General features: G+C 53.6%; 20 protein-coding genes. 13 read left to right on the top strand and 7 right to left on the bottom strand.

The annotated features are described in order from the left end of the window. Window positions 1-17: 17 nt before the first annotated feature. The 8 genes from sufC to AWR27_RS00130 all read left to right on the top strand — a co-directional run bounded on the left by sufC (window position 18) and on the right by AWR27_RS00130 (window position 5230). On the top strand, window positions 18-770 hold the full coding sequence (gene sufC, locus AWR27_RS00165; RefSeq protein WP_077129330.1) for a Fe-S cluster assembly ATPase SufC: 753 nt from the start codon (window positions 18-20) through the stop codon (window positions 768-770). Window positions 771-791: 21 nt separating this feature from the next. Then, window positions 792-2111, top strand: a complete 1320-nt coding sequence (gene sufD / locus AWR27_RS00160) for a Fe-S cluster assembly protein SufD (protein WP_077129329.1) — start codon at window positions 792-794, stop codon at window positions 2109-2111. A 135-nt stretch (window positions 2112-2246) separates the two neighbouring features. Next, on the top strand, window positions 2247-3485 hold the full coding sequence (locus AWR27_RS00155) for a cysteine desulfurase (RefSeq protein WP_077129328.1): 1239 nt from the start codon (window positions 2247-2249) through the stop codon (window positions 3483-3485). Window positions 3486-3507: 22 nt separating this feature from the next. Further along, window positions 3508-3729: a hypothetical protein gene (locus AWR27_RS00150; RefSeq protein WP_077129327.1), complete on the top strand. Its 222-nt coding sequence runs from the start codon at window positions 3508-3510 to the stop codon at window positions 3727-3729. After that, on the top strand, window positions 3722-4003 hold the full coding sequence (locus tag AWR27_RS00145; protein ID WP_077129326.1) for a type II toxin-antitoxin system RelE/ParE family toxin: 282 nt from the start codon (window positions 3722-3724) through the stop codon (window positions 4001-4003). The genes AWR27_RS00150 and AWR27_RS00145 overlap by 8 nt, the downstream gene beginning before the upstream one ends. 4 nt (window positions 4004-4007) lie before the next feature. Beyond that, window positions 4008-4436, top strand: coding sequence for a SufE family protein (locus AWR27_RS00140; protein WP_077129325.1), 429 nt, complete (start codon window positions 4008-4010; stop codon window positions 4434-4436). A gap of 5 nt (window positions 4437-4441) precedes the next feature. Further along, window positions 4442-4756, top strand: coding sequence for a DUF59 domain-containing protein (locus AWR27_RS00135; protein WP_077133704.1), 315 nt, complete (start codon window positions 4442-4444; stop codon window positions 4754-4756). A gap of 42 nt (window positions 4757-4798) precedes the next feature. Continuing rightward, on the top strand, window positions 4799-5230 hold the full coding sequence (locus AWR27_RS00130; protein WP_077129324.1) for a BrxA/BrxB family bacilliredoxin: 432 nt from the start codon (window positions 4799-4801) through the stop codon (window positions 5228-5230). Window positions 5231-5315: 85 nt separating this feature from the next. On the opposite strand, the gene eboC is transcribed toward AWR27_RS00130, so the two are convergent. Next, a complete protein-coding gene (eboC, locus tag AWR27_RS00125) occupies window positions 5316-6191 on the bottom strand; it encodes a UbiA-like protein EboC (RefSeq protein WP_077129323.1) in 876 nt (291 codons plus the stop codon). 86 nt (window positions 6192-6277) lie between these two features. Beyond that, entirely contained in the window at window positions 6278-7210 is a 933-nt protein-coding gene (locus AWR27_RS00120) for a TatD family hydrolase (RefSeq protein ID WP_077133703.1), read from the bottom strand. Between the two features lie 146 nt (window positions 7211-7356). Here AWR27_RS00120 and AWR27_RS00115 point away from each other — a divergent pair, with 146 nt between their 5' ends. Together AWR27_RS00115 and AWR27_RS00110 are read left to right on the top strand one after the other, a co-directional pair. Next, window positions 7357-8028, top strand: coding sequence for a DUF4136 domain-containing protein (locus AWR27_RS00115; RefSeq protein ID WP_077129322.1), 672 nt, complete (start codon window positions 7357-7359; stop codon window positions 8026-8028). Window positions 8029-8054: 26 nt separating this feature from the next. After that, a complete protein-coding gene (locus AWR27_RS00110; RefSeq protein WP_077129321.1) occupies window positions 8055-8723 on the top strand; it encodes a hypothetical protein in 669 nt (222 codons plus the stop codon). Window positions 8724-8793: 70 nt separating this feature from the next. Here the strand turns inward: AWR27_RS00110 and AWR27_RS00105 are convergent, their stop codons facing one another. From AWR27_RS00105 to rpsU, 3 genes are all read right to left on the bottom strand, one after another. After that, on the bottom strand, window positions 8794-9483 hold the full coding sequence (locus AWR27_RS00105; RefSeq protein WP_077129320.1) for an EboA domain-containing protein: 690 nt from the start codon (window positions 9481-9483) through the stop codon (window positions 8794-8796). Window positions 9484-9519: 36 nt separating this feature from the next. Next, window positions 9520-10431, bottom strand: coding sequence for a tyrosine-type recombinase/integrase (locus AWR27_RS00100; protein WP_077129319.1), 912 nt, complete (start codon window positions 10429-10431; stop codon window positions 9520-9522). A 249-nt stretch (window positions 10432-10680) separates the two neighbouring features. Then, window positions 10681-10878: a 30S ribosomal protein S21 gene (rpsU, locus tag AWR27_RS00095; RefSeq protein ID WP_012924721.1), complete on the bottom strand. Its 198-nt coding sequence runs from the start codon at window positions 10876-10878 to the stop codon at window positions 10681-10683. A 56-nt stretch (window positions 10879-10934) separates the two neighbouring features. Here rpsU and AWR27_RS00090 point away from each other — a divergent pair, with 56 nt between their 5' ends. The 3 genes from AWR27_RS00090 to AWR27_RS00080 all read left to right on the top strand — a co-directional run bounded on the left by AWR27_RS00090 (window position 10935) and on the right by AWR27_RS00080 (window position 13494). Next, entirely contained in the window at window positions 10935-11864 is a 930-nt protein-coding gene (locus tag AWR27_RS00090) for a Ppx/GppA phosphatase family protein (protein ID WP_077129318.1), read from the top strand. 115 nt (window positions 11865-11979) lie between these two features. Beyond that, a complete protein-coding gene (locus AWR27_RS00085; protein WP_077129317.1) occupies window positions 11980-12981 on the top strand; it encodes a bile acid:sodium symporter family protein in 1002 nt (333 codons plus the stop codon). A 57-nt stretch (window positions 12982-13038) separates the two neighbouring features. Next, on the top strand, window positions 13039-13494 hold the full coding sequence (locus AWR27_RS00080; RefSeq protein WP_077133702.1) for a hypothetical protein: 456 nt from the start codon (window positions 13039-13041) through the stop codon (window positions 13492-13494). Here the strand turns inward: AWR27_RS00080 and AWR27_RS00075 are convergent, their stop codons facing one another. Together AWR27_RS00075 and AWR27_RS00070 are read right to left on the bottom strand one after the other, a co-directional pair. Beyond that, window positions 13495-14331 carry a hypothetical protein gene (locus AWR27_RS00075; protein ID WP_077129316.1) on the bottom strand — a complete coding sequence of 279 codons (837 nt, stop codon included), beginning with the start codon at window positions 14329-14331 and terminating at the stop codon, window positions 13495-13497. After that, a complete protein-coding gene (locus AWR27_RS00070; protein ID WP_077129315.1) occupies window positions 14328-15839 on the bottom strand; it encodes a DUF6850 family outer membrane beta-barrel protein in 1512 nt (503 codons plus the stop codon). Before AWR27_RS00070 ends, AWR27_RS00075 begins: the two co-directional genes overlap by 4 nt. Window positions 15840-15843 lie beyond the last annotated feature (4 nt).

Genomic DNA, 15843 nt, shown 5'->3' with positions numbered 1-15843 from the left:
CATATCATCTAACCTACATGTTATCCATCAGTAATTTGCATGCCTCTATTGGCGACAAAGAAATACTTAAGGGCCTGAATCTGGAGATCAACTCCGGCGAGATTCATGCGATTATGGGGCCGAACGGAGCGGGCAAAAGCACGTTGGCATCGGTACTGGCAGGCCGCGAACAATATGAAGTAACGAACGGCAGCGTGACGTATCAGGGCCAGGATTTGCTTGAGATGGCTCCTGAAGAGCGGGCCGCCGAAGGCATATTTCTGGCGTTTCAATACCCGGTCGAAATTCCGGGCGTCAGCACGACCAACTTCCTCAAAACGGCCATGAACGAAATCCGCAAGCATCGCGGGCAGGAACCGCTCGACGCCGTGCAGTTCCTGAAATTAATGAAAGAGAAAATGAAACTCGTCAACATCGACCAGTCGTTGCTGAGCCGGTCGCTGAACGAAGGGTTTTCAGGTGGTGAGAAAAAACGGAACGAGATTTTCCAGATGGCCATGCTCGAACCGAAACTGGCGATTCTCGATGAAACTGATTCGGGCTTAGATATCGACGCGCTGCGCATTGTGGCTGAGGGCGTTAACAAACTTCGCTCTCCCGAACGGTCGACTATCGTAGTTACACACTACCAGCGGCTGCTCGATTACATTGTTCCCGATTACGTTCACGTGTTGTATCAGGGCCGCATTGTGAAATCGGGTCCTAAAGAACTGGCTTTCGAACTGGAAGAAAAAGGCTACGACTGGATCAAAGCCGAGCAAGTCGTATAACATAGTGAAAAATGAAAAGAAATGTCTTTCTCATCATACAATCAATTTAAAGATCAACTGCTGGCGGCTTTTCACGCGAACGAAGAACGCATGAATGGCGAGGCCAAAATGCCCCTGCATCAGGTGCGCCGGGCCGCGCTGAAGCAGTTCGATCTGCTGGGTTTCCCTACCATCCGGCACGAAGAATGGAAGTATTCAAATGTTAGTGGTCTGTTCAAACAGGCGTTTGAACTGGATGAAAACACGACCGTAACTGAAGCCGATCTGGCTCCATTGGCAATTCCAAATCTGGAAGGCAATGTGCTCTACTTCGTAAATGGTCGCTATCATCCCGAACTGTCGCGGATTGTTAGTCCGGCCAGTCAGCTATCCATAACGACATTTGCCGAAGCCCTTAAAGCCGACCCCGACTTTATCGGATCGCACTTTGCCCGCTACGCTGATTACCAGGACAATGCATTTACGGCACTGAATACAGCCTTAGCCAACGATGGAGCAGTGCTTCGCATTCCTGATAACACCGTTGTTGAGCAACCTGTTATTCTGCGCTTTGTCAGCGACTGCCGCCAAAACAACATAACGTCGCAGCCCCGCAACCTCGTGATTGTAGGCCGCAACGCCGAAGTCACAATGGCCGAGTCGTTCAGGACAATGGGCGACCGTGCCAGTTTCGTCAATGTAGTGACCGAAATTGTGCTCAACCGCGATGCGCGGATGCAGTACTACAAGGTACAGAACGAAAGTGAGCAGGCGTATCACATCGGCACCACACAGGTGAGTCAGGCCGACAACAGCCATTTTTACTCGGCCACTGTTACGCTCAACGGCCACTTTGTGCGTAATAACCTGAACATTGTGCTGAATGGTCAACATGCCGAAGCATTCATGTACGGGCTGTATATGCCCAACGGTCGGCAGCACGTCGATAACCATACGCTGGTAGACCACGCTATGCCCAATTCGTATAGCAGCGAACTTTACAAAGGCATCTTAGACGACAACGGCACGGGCGTTTTCAACGGCAAAATCTACGTCCGGCCCGACGCGCAGAAAACCAATGCTTACCAGTCGTGCAAAAACGTGGTGCTGTCGCCGGGCGCGAGCATGAACACCAAACCGCAGTTGGAAATCTTCGCCGACGACGTAAAGTGTTCGCACGGCACCACCACCGGGCAACTCAACGACGAAGCCCTGTTTTACATGCGGTCGCGCGGCATTCCGAAAGACGAAGCCCGGACGCTGTTGCTCTATGCCTTCGCCCAGGACGTGTTGAGCCAGATAAAAATCCAGCCCATCCGCGAGTTTCTGAACGGCGTTGTGGTAGAGAAGCTGGGGAAGTAAGTATAGCATAAACCACGAATAATGCACAATGAATAATGGTTGCTACTAACCAGCATTGTTCATTGTGCATTATTCATTACCCGCACCTTTCCCCCACCCGCTTTGTTATCCTGAAGACAATTCATCCTGAATTCCATGCAAGCGGCTCCCGAAACAATTCTTGATATAGCTAAAATCCGACAGGATTTCCCCATTCTCCATCAGCAGGTAAATGGGCGTCCGTTAGTGTATTTCGATAATGCGGCCACCAACCAGAAGCCGCTGCCCGTCATCGATGCCCTCACGCGTTATTACGAAGGCTATAACGCCAACATTCACCGGGGCATTCACCACCTCGCCGAGCAGGCTACGGCGGCTTTTGAAGCGTCGCGCCGGGCCGTTCAGCAGTTTCTGAACGCGAAGCACTGGGAAGAAATCATCTTCACGTATGGCACCACCGACGGCATCAACCTCGTGGCCCAGACCTACGGACGCAAATTCCTGAATGCGGGCGACGAGATTGTTATTTCGGGGATGGAACACCACTCCAATATTGTGCCCTGGCAAATGCTTTGCGAAGAACGCGGCTGTGTGCTGCGGGTAATTCCGGTGGATGACAACGGCGAGTTGATGCTTGATGAATACGAAAAGCTGCTGTCGGAACGTACCAAACTCGTGTCGGTCGTGCATGTGTCCAACTCGCTCGGCACCATCAACCCGGTCGAAACGATTATCGAAAAAGCCCACGCCGTTGGGGCCGTTGTGCTCATTGACGGGGCGCAGGCCAGTTCGCACCTCGACCTCGACGTGCAGGCGTTAGACGCTGATTTCTACGTATTTTCGGCACACAAACTTTACGGACCCACCGGTATGGGCGTCCTCTACGGCAAACGCGCCCTGCTCGATGCCATGCCACCTTACCGGGGCGGGGGCGAGATGATAAAGGAAGTTACGTTCGAGAAAACGACCTATAACGACCCACCGTATAAGTTTGAAGCCGGAACGCCCAACATCGCCGACGTAGTAGCCGTAAAAACCGCGCTCGAATACATGGACGGGCTGGGTAAAGAGAACATTGCCGCCCACGAAGCCGACCTCCTGCACTACGCCACCGAGCAGTTACAGGAACTCGACGGGCTGCGGATTATTGGGCAGGCCAAACATAAAATTGGCGTCGTGTCGTGGGTTATGGATGGCATTCACCACCAGGATACGGGCGTGATTCTCGATCAGCAGGGTATCGCGGTAAGAACAGGCCACCACTGCACCCAGCCGCTCATGCAACGCTTCGGCATTGCCGGAACCACGCGGGCCTCCTTTGCGGTTTATAACACCAAAGACGAAGTTGACCGGCTCATTGCGGGTCTGCGCCGGGTGCAGAAAATGATGTTGTAAGACGTTCTAAACCTTAACAAACATGGACGAGGAACTGTTGTTGGATAAAAATCAGGTTATTGATAGCCTCAGCCAACTACCTGATAAAGTATCTTCGGAAGAGTTGATTGAGCGCATTCTATTCATCAAATTCATTCAGCAGCGCCTGCTTGAAACCAAGCATGTTTCGCATGCCCAAGTAATGCAGGAGCTAAACGAATTGAAACAACAGAAACTAGCTGAGTCGGCAAAGCAGAATGGTTGATTGGAAAGACTCAGCTCGCGAAGATGTACGGAGGACTTATTCTTACCTACTGGACTTGTCAATGTCAGCCGCCGATGATTGGATGGAGCAGTTAGAAAAGAAACTTGGACTTATTGAACAATTCCCTGGCATGGGTCGGATGGTTCCTGATTATAATGTCTCATTCATTCGGGAAGTGTTCGTAGGCAGATATAGACTGGTATATAGCGCACAGACAGATATTCCGCTCATTCTTGCATTAGTACCAATGGGGATGCCACTTGGCAAACTGTAACTTCATGACCATTAACCAGAAACAAGACGAAATTATCGACGAGTTCGACTTGTTCGACGATCAGTTGGACAAGACGCAGTACATTATCGACCTCGGCAAAAAACTGCCCCCGATGCCCGAATCGGCCAAAACCGACGAGAACCGGATTATGGGCTGCCAATCGAAAGTCTGGGTTGATTCGGAACTAAAAGGTGAGCGGCTGTTTTTCATGGGCGATAGTGAACCGACCGCCCAAATCTCGAAAGGGTTAGTTAGTCTGCTGATTCGGGTACTGTCGGGTGAAAAGCCCGAAGACATTGCCAGTGCCGATCTTTATTTCATTGATAAAGTGGGGATGCGTAACTTAGTTACGTCGCTGCGGGCCGGTGGTTTGGCCTCTATGATCGAACGCATGAAAAATACCGCCCGCGCCTACGCAGCCGTTAAGCCATGACGACAATGAACGACGAAACAGAATTGAAAGAACAGATCATCCTGGCCCTGAAAGGCGTATATGACCCCGAAATTCCGGTGGACGTCTACGAACTGGGCCTGATCTACGATATTAAGATTTTTCCGGTCAACAACGTTTATATTCTGATGACGCTGACCTCGCCCTCGTGCCCGTCGGCGGGTGAGATACCAGGCGAAATCGAAGCAAAAGTACGGGCCGTACCGGGCGTCAACGACGTAAGCGTTGAACTGACCTTCGACCCGCCCTACTCTACCGAGTTGATGTCGGAAGTAGCCAAACTCGAATTGGGCTTCATGTAGCCCGCCAACTGTTGATTGAAAACTGCAAACTGTAAACTAAATATGTATCCTCCTCATTTGCTTGTCCCGTTTCGGGAAGACCTGACCAGCGTTGGGTTCACAGAACTGACCACGCCCGCCGACGTTGACGCGGCCATGGCTGACCAGAAAGGTGTTGCGTTGGTTGTTGTAAACTCGGTATGTGGCTGCGCGGCTGGCGCGGCCCGTCCGGGCGTGAAAGCGGCTCTGGCAGCCAGTGCCGTTAAGCCCGACCAACTGTATACCGTTTTTGCCGGTGGCGATATCGATGCTACGGCCCGGATGCGCGAGTACCTGCTCCCCTATCCGCCGTCGTCGCCCGCCATTGGTATTTTCAAAGATGGCGAACTGGTTCACTTCATCGAGCGGCACCACATTGAAGGTCGGTCGGCGCAGATGATTGCCCAGCACCTCGAAATGGCTCTTGAAGAGTTCTCCACTCCGCAGAACGCCTGATTTACAGTTCACAGTGAACAGCCAACAGCCAACAGTTACGCAGTGCATCACTGTTGGCTGTTGGTTGTTCACTGTGAACTGTAAGTCACGTTACCGCAAACGCCTTTGCCAGTAGTCGCGAGAGGGGCAGCAGGCAAAACACCAGCATTGCCAGCGGAAACGATGCGAAAGCCGCTACCCAGGCCGCGTTCATGACGATGAGCGATAAAACGCCCGCTTTTACAGCCAGGCCAATGTTACGCCCGATGGGGTCGCGAACGGCCCGCCAGAGGGGTGGAAAAATGTAATACCCAAACAGTATCAGAAACGGCAGTGCTGTACCGAGTTGCCCACGCCGTTGCGCCAGAGCCGCTACACAGCCGATGACAAGCGCGTAGAGCAAACCCGCCAACCGCAACGTTCCAGCCCGACCGCCGTGTACTTCACCCCGGCTAATCATCGTGATGGCTCCGATGTAGGCCACTGGCACCAATCCTACCCACGCCCACGGCCCCACCTGTTCGGGCAGGATGCTTACGCCCAGCAGCAGATTCAGGCCCCGGCACAGGCCCATGTTTAGCGGCCCAAACCAGTTATGATGCTTACCAAAACGGTCGTAGATAAGCGATAGCAGCACGATTGCCATTGCCAGCCAACCCGCCGTTGAATTAACCAGAAACGATGCAAAAACTCCCATCACATACAATCCAGCACCCAGCAACGAAGCCGCCTGTTTGCTTACTAACCCGCTCGGAATGGCGCGTTCGGGTCGCTCAATGGCGTCTAACTCGGCATCGAATACGTCATTGAAGACCACGCCCCCGCCATACAGGCCAACCGTAGCCAAACACAACCACCCCACTGGTGCAGGGGGCGGATTTGGAACCAGAAAATAGCCCGCAATAGCCATCCCCGCCAGCACGTCGGCAATGGCCGTAACGAGGTTGGCAGGGCGGGTGAGGGAGAGAAGGGCTTTCAGCATAGATTGATTGAATGATTGAGTGGTTGACTGATTGAATGGGTATGCTGAGAGTACATTCAATCAGTCAACCACTCAATCATTCAACACTATTTAATTATCGTCGATTCTTTATCAACCCTCGGTGCCTGACCACCGCGCAGCACCGAACTGCCGTTGAAGCGTTGGCTTTGGTCGATGTCGATAGGTTGCGTGAGTTCGTCAAGGCTAATTTGGCCGCTTTGCGCAAAGGCCGTTATGGCATTCTCGAACGTTACGAGCCGGATGGTTTCGTCAGAAATGCCGCGCTGTTTCATCAGAGCGGCTGTTTTCGGCACGGCTAACGGGTCGCTGATACCCCAGTCGGCGGCTGAGTTAATCATAATGCGGTTGGGACCGTATTGCTTCACCACCTCCACCATGCGTTCGTTACCCATCTTCGTGAATGGGTAAATGGTAAACGCAGCCCAGAAACCACGGTCGAGTACCTCGCGCACAGTTTCTTCGTTGTTGTGGTCAACAATCACCATGCCGGGGTCGAGACCATGTTCGAGCGCGATGTCCATGCTGCGGGTGGTTCCCTGCTTTTTGTCGCGGTGGGGCGTGTGAATCTGCACGGGGAGGTTGGCTTCTTTGGCTAACTCCAACTGAGCGCGATAGTATTTTTCTTCGGCGGGGGTTTGGTCGTCAAATCCGATTTCACCCACGCCGACCACGCCTTCTTTGTAGATGAATAGCGGCAAAATTTCCATAACCTGCTCAGCCAGAGCCTCCTGATTGGCTTCTTTCGAGTTCAGGCCGATGGTGCAGTAATGCCGGATGCCAAACTGCGACGCCCGGAACCGCTCCCAACCCACCAGCATAGCGAAATAATCGCGGAACGAATCGACGCCCGTGCGCGGCTGACCAAGCCAGAACGCCGGTTCGATCAGAGCCACCACGCCCGCATCGGCCATCGCCTGATAATCATCAGTTGTTCGTGAAATCATATGTACGTGCATATCGAAAAAAGACATGCCGCGAATCAAGTCCCTGAAGTCCATAATGAGTACATCTGTTAAACGGTCGCGCAAAAGTACGGTTTGGAGCGACATAGCGAACCGTAGAATTCTAATTGCTTTCTAACCTCACTTGTATAAACTTCCATTTTCCCAATTCGTTAAGTAAACAGTAGATAGCAAATACTCGTATGAAAACGCTTCAACAACGAAAACATGGATATTTGGGACGGCTGCTGGTGTTGTTGCTGGCCCTTAGCGGTGCCCTGATGGCCTGCCGGGAAAACGCCCTGAACGACCTCTCTCCCCAGGACCGACTGGTATATATTACCAACTACGACCGCTCGGTGAATTTCAGCCAATATCCCACATTTAGTCTGGCCGATTCGGTAGTGGTGCAGCAAAATGACCGGGTAACCACCTCGCAAAATGAGATTGACCGGCGATTTATCTCGAATGTAGCGGCAGCCCTTACCAGCCGGGGCTTCCGGCGCGTGGCGCAAGGGCAACCCGCCGATTTGGGTGTGGCAATTATTCGGGTCAACAACCGTTTTACCGGTGTGGGTGTCAACCCCAATGCATATTTTTCGAACTACTGGTTCGGCGGTGGTTTCGGCGGACTTGGCGGCTGGGGGTTCGATCCGTTTTTTCCGCCCTACTACACCTATCAGGTCAGTGACCGATACTGGGAAATTCAGTTGGTCGATTTAAAGAATCGCCCCGCTCCCAACGGCAACAACCCGGTGCAGCTCAACGTGCTCTTCGACGCTACGATTCGGGGAGCCGATATTACCGACACACAATCGGTTGATACGGCGACAACGGCTATCTTCAATCAGGCACCTTACCTGCGTACAAATTAGTAGGCGGTACACAATAACAGAACATCATGAAACGGTTTTCATTTTTCATACTGCTTGCGTGGCTGTCTGCGGATGCCTGGGCACAGCGCAGCCCCGACTACTCAAACATTTTTGAGTCACCTTTCAACCGCTACGTCACCTTCAACATCGCGGCCCGCTATGGCGTAGCGATGCCGCTGGGTGGTCAAAAAACGTACATCGACGCGGTTTCGCCCGCCAATCTTGCGCTGGAGGGCGAATGGCTGTTTCCACAACGGTTCTCACTCGGCATTAAAACCGGCTACCAATACAGTCAACAACGACTTGGCCGGCAGGTGGTTAGTTTCTCAGAGGGTAATCTGGGGCAGGACATCTCGGCGGTACAGACCCGCACTTTGACGATTATACCGGCAATGGCATCACTGTCATATTATTTCGCTGAAAACGCTGCCGCCCTGCGCCCCTATGTGCAAATGGCGGGTGGTGCAGCCCACGTCAACTACTCCAATTTCTTTGGCAGCTTAGTTGACCAGCAGACGGGTTTTCGGGGAGCTATTGCGCCAGCAGTGGGCGTAAAATATTACGGCAAACGCGAACAGGGATTTGGTGCCGAAGTACAGGCCCAATATCAGCACGTTTTCTTTAACTACGACCGCCTGCCCAACAGTGCGCCTTCGCTGATGCTCTCGGCGGGAATTGTGTATCGATTTTACTGATGTAACGCGGGTGGAAACCCGCATTGAAAATAGTTGTTGTTATCCAATGCGGGTTTCCACCCGCGTTACGTTACATCGCCAGTTCGATTCCTTCGGGCAAACTGCGCCCGGCGGCCCGGCGTTCGGCTACGTAATCGGTCAGCGTTTGGGTGAGTCGGGCGTTTTTGCGCTCAGTAAGGCCGATGATTTGCGAGACGTCTTTTTCGGTGAAGAAGGCTTTCAGGATCAGTTGATTCCAGGCGGCTTCGTCTAAATAATCTGCCGGATATGGGTTGTTGAGCATAATGGCCGATTGCACGTCGGCAATGTTGTTCCGAACGCCTTCGGTCGCCTGAAACCGCCACGCTTCGGGGTACGCCAATACGGGCAAAGCCGAATAGAGTGCCACCAACTCGTTCATCTCGGCGGCTTTAAAAAGTTCCGAAATGGTTTTCACATACGTTTCCTGTCCATCGACGGGCAGTTGCAGCAACCACCACACCCGCGCCAGCCGGTCGCGGGTCCAGCCCTGAATCGTAAAGCCGGGGCGAATGCGTTCGAGCGAGAAAGCCAGATCGGGCGGTACAGTAAGCACTTGTTTATTCACAAACCGGGGAATAGCCGTAAAAACGCGATAGAAAACAGCGGTTTTCAGATCCTGCTGAAATAGCTCTGTTTGCTGCCGCAGGTAGGCAACGCCCGGCGTGGATACGCCCGCGTCTGCATCGGGCTGCTGTTCAAGGATATAGAACAGCGTTTGGTTCATTTGTAGGATATTCATAATGGCTGCCAATACGGGTTGAAGCCCGCACCTACGCTACTTTTTCGCCTTTGGATGGGCCTGATCGTAGGTTTTTTTGAGTTGTTCGAGGCTTGTATGTGTATAAACCTGTGTAGCGGCCAAACTACTATGACCAAGCAAATCTTTGATGGCGTTGAGGTCGGCACCCCGGTTGAGCAGGTGCGTAGCAAACGTATGCCGCAGTACGTGTGGGCTTTTCTTTTCCAGCGTTGTCACCAGCGCAAGGTGTCGCTTCACGATTCGCTGAATCAACACGGGGTAAGCCGCTACGCCTTTATCGCTCACAATCAGCACCTGTTGATCGGCATCGCTGCCAAACGTAGTGTCTTTTAGTTGCCTGTATTGCTGAATCAGTTCAAAAAGCGGTTGATTGAGTGGTACAATCCGGTGTTTGTTGCGCTTACCCAGCACCATAATGGTCTTGTTGTACAGATCAACGTCGGTGGTTTTGAGACCGATAAGCTCGCTCAGACGAATACCGGTGCCATAAAGCAGTTCAAGCACCAATTTATCGCGCTGCCCCTCGAACGTATCGGGGAAATCGACTTCATTGAGTAGCGTTTCCATCGGTTTTTCTTCGACGTAAACGGGCAGTTTCCGGCTCTTTTTCAGGGCCTGAATCTTCGTCATCGGGTCGAGGTCAATTGCTTTCCGGCGCAGCAGCCAGCCGAAAAAGCTCCGCAGCGTGGCAATCTTGCGGTTTACGGTCGATTTGTCCAACTCCGCTTCGACCATGCTCACAATCCACGACCGAATGTGCCGGAAATCGGCGCGTTCGGGTTGCTCCACATTACATTCCTGAACCAGAAACAGCCGAAACTGCTCTAAATCATTCGCATAGGCCGTCAGTGTATGCTGACTCAGCCGCTTTTCATAACGAATGTGGGCGAGGAACTCATCTGAACTATCTGAACCAGGATTAGCCATGATGTCTGAACCAGGATTAGCCTGGATTTGCAAGATTAAACAAGATTTATTTGTTGCGCTTACTGAATTCTCCAAAGTCAACTAAGCGCAGCGTAAAATCCTGTTTAATCTTGCAAATCCTGGCTAATCTTGGTTCAGAAAACAAAAAAAGCAGCAAACATCCCTGCCTGCTGCTCTGTTTCGCTGGCTGACCAACCCATCGCGCTGACTGCGCATTCAGCGGGGGCGGTTCAGCAATTTGCCACCGGCCTACTGCTCGGTGTGGTTGCCATACATCCGCTCTTTGTAAGCGGCCTTGATGATCTCAGTGCGACGCTTTACCGACGGTTTCTGAAAAGCCGTCCGCGACCGCAACTGCCGTAACACGCCCGTTTTCTCGAACTTCTTTTTGAAGCGTTTCAGGGCCTTGTCAATCGACTCGTTGTCTTTAACGTTAATGATAAGCATGTGTAACTATTGTGTTTTAGCTAAAACCGGACGGCAAAGATAGTAGCTTTGCTGGTATGAAACAAGCAATTATCGACTTAGGTACCAATACGTTTCACCTGCTGATTGTTGAAAAAACAGATGCGTCTCATAAGACCCTCTTTCGCGAAAGTCGCCCCGCTAAAATCGGCATGGCGGGCATCAATCAGGGAATTATAACGCCCGAAGCCATCGAACGCGCCCTGACCGTACTGCGCTACTTCCGCACCATCCTCGACCAGTACGCCGTTCGGCCCGAAACCGTAGCGGCTATCGGTACGAGTGCCATCCGCGTAGCTCGGAATCAGGCCGAGTTTATCGAACGGGTTCGGCAGGAAACGGGCATCGTTGTCCAGGTCATTTCGGGCGAACAGGAAGCCGAATACATTTACTACGGCGTTCGGGCGGCTGGCGCATTAGACGCGCAAACAGCCCTCGTAATGGACATCGGCGGGGGCAGCGTTGAGTTTATTCTGGGCAGTGCGTCGCGGATTTTCTGGAAACAAAGCTTCGAGATTGGCGGACAACGTCTGCGCGAACGGTTCATGCAAACCGACCCCATCGGCCCTGGGAGCATCGGGCGGCTACACGATTATTTTCGGGAGCAACTCCTGCCATTAGCCAACGCCATTCACCAGTATCAGCCTGCCACGCTGGCTGGCTCGTCGGGGTCGTTCGATACGCTGGTCGATATGTGGTTTATGCACGAACGCGGCCACCTGCCCCCGCCCGAACAGGCCGCTTTCACACTGCCCGTTTCCGAATTTTACCGCTCGTATGAATTGCTGATTACGCGCAATCACGCCGAACGAATGCAACTGCCCGGCATGATCGAACTGCGCGTCGATATGATTGTTGTGGCCGTCTGCCTGATTGATTACGTTCTAAAAACGTTCGGCATCAGCCAGATACGCACGTCGACGTATTCGCTGAAGGAAGGTGTTTTGGCAGTGAATAGTGAAAAATAAAAAGTGCTGTTCTTGGCTTGAATTTGGCACGAAGTAGAACCTGATGCAAGCAAACTTTATTGACTGCACTCAACGATCAACTTTTCACTATTCATTTTTCACTGATCACTAAGCTATGCACGGCGAGACTAATAACCGCTCTTCATATCGCAACCTAATCTATACAGCCCTGATTATTGCGGCTGTCGGTATCGCGCTGGCGTTTCCTGGATTGTTCTTACAGGTTGGTGATTTTCCACTCAAAAAATTGATTGTACCGCTCCTGCAGATTATTATGCTGGGTATGGGCACAACCATGTCGTTAGCTGATTTTGAGGGTGTTATCAAGCAACCCCGTGCGGTTTTTATTGGCGTAACCTGCCATTTCATCATCATGCCACTGCTGGGCTTCACCCTCGCAAATGCGTTTAGCTTTCCGCCCGAAATAGCCGCAGGCGTTGTCCTGATCGGCTGTTCGCCAAGCGGATTAGCCAGCAATGTGATGTGCTTCATTGCTAAAGCCAATGTGCCGCTGTCGATTACCGTGACTACTATTTCTACCCTGCTGGCTCCGTTTCTGATGCCCGCCCTCATGAAACTGCTGGCCGGTCAGTTCATTGAAATTGGTTTCTGGAAAATGATGCTGGAAATCATGCAGATCGTGATTTTACCCGTGGCCATTGGGCTGATTCTGAACCGGGTTTTCCGGCAGTCGGCAGTGATTATCAACAAAGTTATGCCGCTGGTATCAATGGCTGGCATCGTGCTGATTGTCGCCATTATCACAGCCGCCGGTCGCGACAGTATGCTCGCCGTAGGCTGGACACTGGCACTGTGTGTGCTGATTCATAACCTTTCCGGGTTCACGCTTGGTTATTGGACCGGGCGTATCTTCGGGTTAGATGAGCAAAGCTGCCGAACCGTTGCCATTGAAGTTGGGCTGCAAAATGGCGGTCTGGCGTCGGGACTGGCGGTTCAGATGGGTAAAGTGGCTACGGTGGGGCTGGCACCGGCTTTATTCGGCCCTATTATGAACACCACCGGCTCACTGCTGGCAACATACTGGAGCCAACGCCCGCCCAAAGCTGTACCGGCACCTGAAACGCTGTCGCGTCCGGTGTCATCGCCCGATGCTTGATTCGTATTCGTGTAGCTAAAGTATTATCTTTCAGGACTAACCATCATGCTGCTCAAAATGCTAATCCGACTCATTTCCGGCTTTTTTCTGCTATCGTGCCTTACCGCCTGCGGTTCTAAATCAGATGCCGACCAACCTCTGCGCGATGAAGCCATCCGTTACCATACCGAAGCTAACGAAATCCAGCAGGCCGTAGAACTAAAACTCGACCAGCTCGACTCGCTCAAAACGGTGTTAGCCAGCCGAAAAACTTCCCAAAGTCAGGCACTGAGCCAATCGCTCGACAGTTTGAAAACGGCGTTCGAAGCCTGGGAAGAAAACCTCATTGAGCCACCCGGTATGCCCGCCCACTCGCATGAACATGGCGAGGGTCACGAACACCACCACAACCATAGCGACGGCACCATGAAAGACCTCCCCGCCGACCAAATGCGCGACCTGCAAAAAGAACTCCTGAACAACATCAGGCAGATTCAGCAGCGTACTGAGCAAGTGATGGCACAGGTGAAGTAATTACGGCTTGGTTTTCTGCAAGTCCTGCCACAAAGCCAACGCCCGAAGCTTGGTATCGGCACCCACATACTTCGGGCGCAGTTGGCGGTAGCGTTCCAGCACCTGCCCGGCCTGCCGATACAGCGTCGAGTCGGTTTCGGTAGGTTTCATGCCTTTGGGCAGCGCATACGTGAAATGGCCGGTCTTGCCGGAAGCCACCGGAATCTGGAAGAAATCGCGCTTGACAAACCCTTTCGTCGCAGCCTGGGTTTTCCCGGCTTCTACGAAAAAATCGACCGCATGGCGCGGGTAGCCAAACAAATAACCATACCCCCGCCACCGGTCGAACTGATTTTCGTATTCGATGGTGTGCATAACAAGCTCCGGCTCGCTGTTCGGCACGAAGCCCCATTGACCAAAAAATGCCTGATTATCAGCCACCATACGCTGCACACGGCTCCGGCGATACGCACTGACCTGCATGATACGTTTGCCATCGTAATCTTGCCGGAAGGGGTGAATAATGAAGCCCACGTCGGGCGTTTCGAGGGCGTCGAGCACGGTTTGCCAGCGGGCTAATTTGGTTAAATAAGCCGCTTTCTGGTCGGGTCGGATGGCATCATGAACACCCGCCGAATCGGTTCGGCCCAGCGGGAGGCTGATGTCGCAGAGCGTACTCATTGGTTTCAGGTCGGACATGAGGGTGTACAGAGCTTCGTTCTCAAAGCCAAGTGTCAGCAGTGAATCGGCCAGAGCGCGGTCGAAATCAGCCGCTTTCGTGCGCTGAAGGGTTGTGGCGGGCCGGGTGCAGCCGCTCAGAAAAAGCAGCAGAGCCGCCAGTATCAGTTGAGGTTTCATAGGTATAAAATGCTGTAAGAAAGGGTTGCTAACCAGCGTTGCCCGGCGTTGGGAGTTAACATTCCCTCGGCGCGTGCTTCTACGCGGTGTAGCAATTTATTGACGGCATTGAGCCGGAAATCGCGGCCAAACCCGCCCGTGAGCAACAGCCCATCGGCCACCTGAACGGCATAATCGGGTCGAGTCAGCAGCGCAGTCAAACGCGTAGGGCGCAATGCCCGAAATTGTCGGCTCGGCACATACCGCCCGCCCGCACCCAGCCGCCCAAACCACCCCTGCCCATCAGCCCCATCAGCCTGACGCGGCCCGGCCTGACGCGGCCCGGAACGTTCCCACCGACGCAGCCATTCGACCTGCGCCGATACCCGCAGGGCCGACCAGTTGGTGCGGGTAATCTGATCGCGGTAATCTAAGGTTTCGGCCATAAGCCAGGCCGTTTCGCGACTGAACCGCCCCGCCGACTGCCGCCAGCGCGACGCATCAAGCCGGGTGGTTGTGCGCGTGTAAGCCGGGTTCACGGTACGCAGAATGGGGTCGGTGCCGGTGCCCTGCCGAAGTTGGGTTTGCAGTGCCAGCCGATGGCCGCCGGAGCCGTTGGTTTGCAGCCGGGCCAGCAACGCTTCGGCTACGGTTTCGTTGAAAACTCCGCCCGCTTCGGGTGCCGCGATGCCCTCACGAATGGTTTCCTGCCGGATTCGCCCACCCACCTGCCCCAGCCACGACACCGTTTGGGAGCCGGTTTGGCGTTGCCAGTGACCTTGCAGCGTTCCCTGCCAGACGGTACCTTTTACCAACCGCTCTGCCGACACAATGGGCGACTGACTGAACGACCCGTAGCCCCGCAGCCGGTACAGCAGCGGGAAATCAATCGCAAAAAAACCGACTTCGTTTTCCTCCTGCGTGAACTGCCCGCCCAGCACGAATCCCCACCCCCAGCGGGCCGACACCTGCCGCCAGACCGAAGGCAGTAGGCTTAAATCGCGGAAGCGGTAAAACGGCTTTGGGTCGAGCAAACGCGACCCCTGTCCAACGTGATACGGTACGCTCAGGCCCAACTGCCAGCGGCCCAGCCGGGGAGCCGCCACTGCTACCCGCGCCCGGATGTGGTCGCGCTCCCAACGGCCCGCCAGCGTATCGGCCCAGACATAGGGATTGCCATTCAGCGGGTCGTAGCCGTGCGAGAAGCCAATTTGTTCATCGAGTTGCTTTTGGTAGTCAAAGTCGCCATAGACCCGCCAGCCCGATACATCTCGCAGTCCTTCGCTGTGCAGCCCGATAGCCGTGCGTTGGCGCGGTTCCTGCGGTCGGCGGAAGTCGCCCGTATGGTGTTCTCCCGACAGGCGGGTGATGCCGTAGCCAAATCCCTGCCACTGATTCAGCCCAGCCGCATTTTGCCCCGTCAGCCACACGGCATTGCCCAGCCCGGCCAGCCCAAGCCGAAGGCTATCGGCAGGTGTCGGCTGAGCCAGTGCGGGCGATGTCAGGAGAAGAACGAGCAGAAAACGCATGGTT

This window comes from Spirosoma montaniterrae (assembly GCF_001988955.1).
Taxonomy (GTDB): domain Bacteria; phylum Bacteroidota; class Bacteroidia; order Cytophagales; family Spirosomataceae; genus Spirosoma; species Spirosoma montaniterrae.
This window is presented reverse-complemented; position numbering and strand designations above follow the sequence as displayed.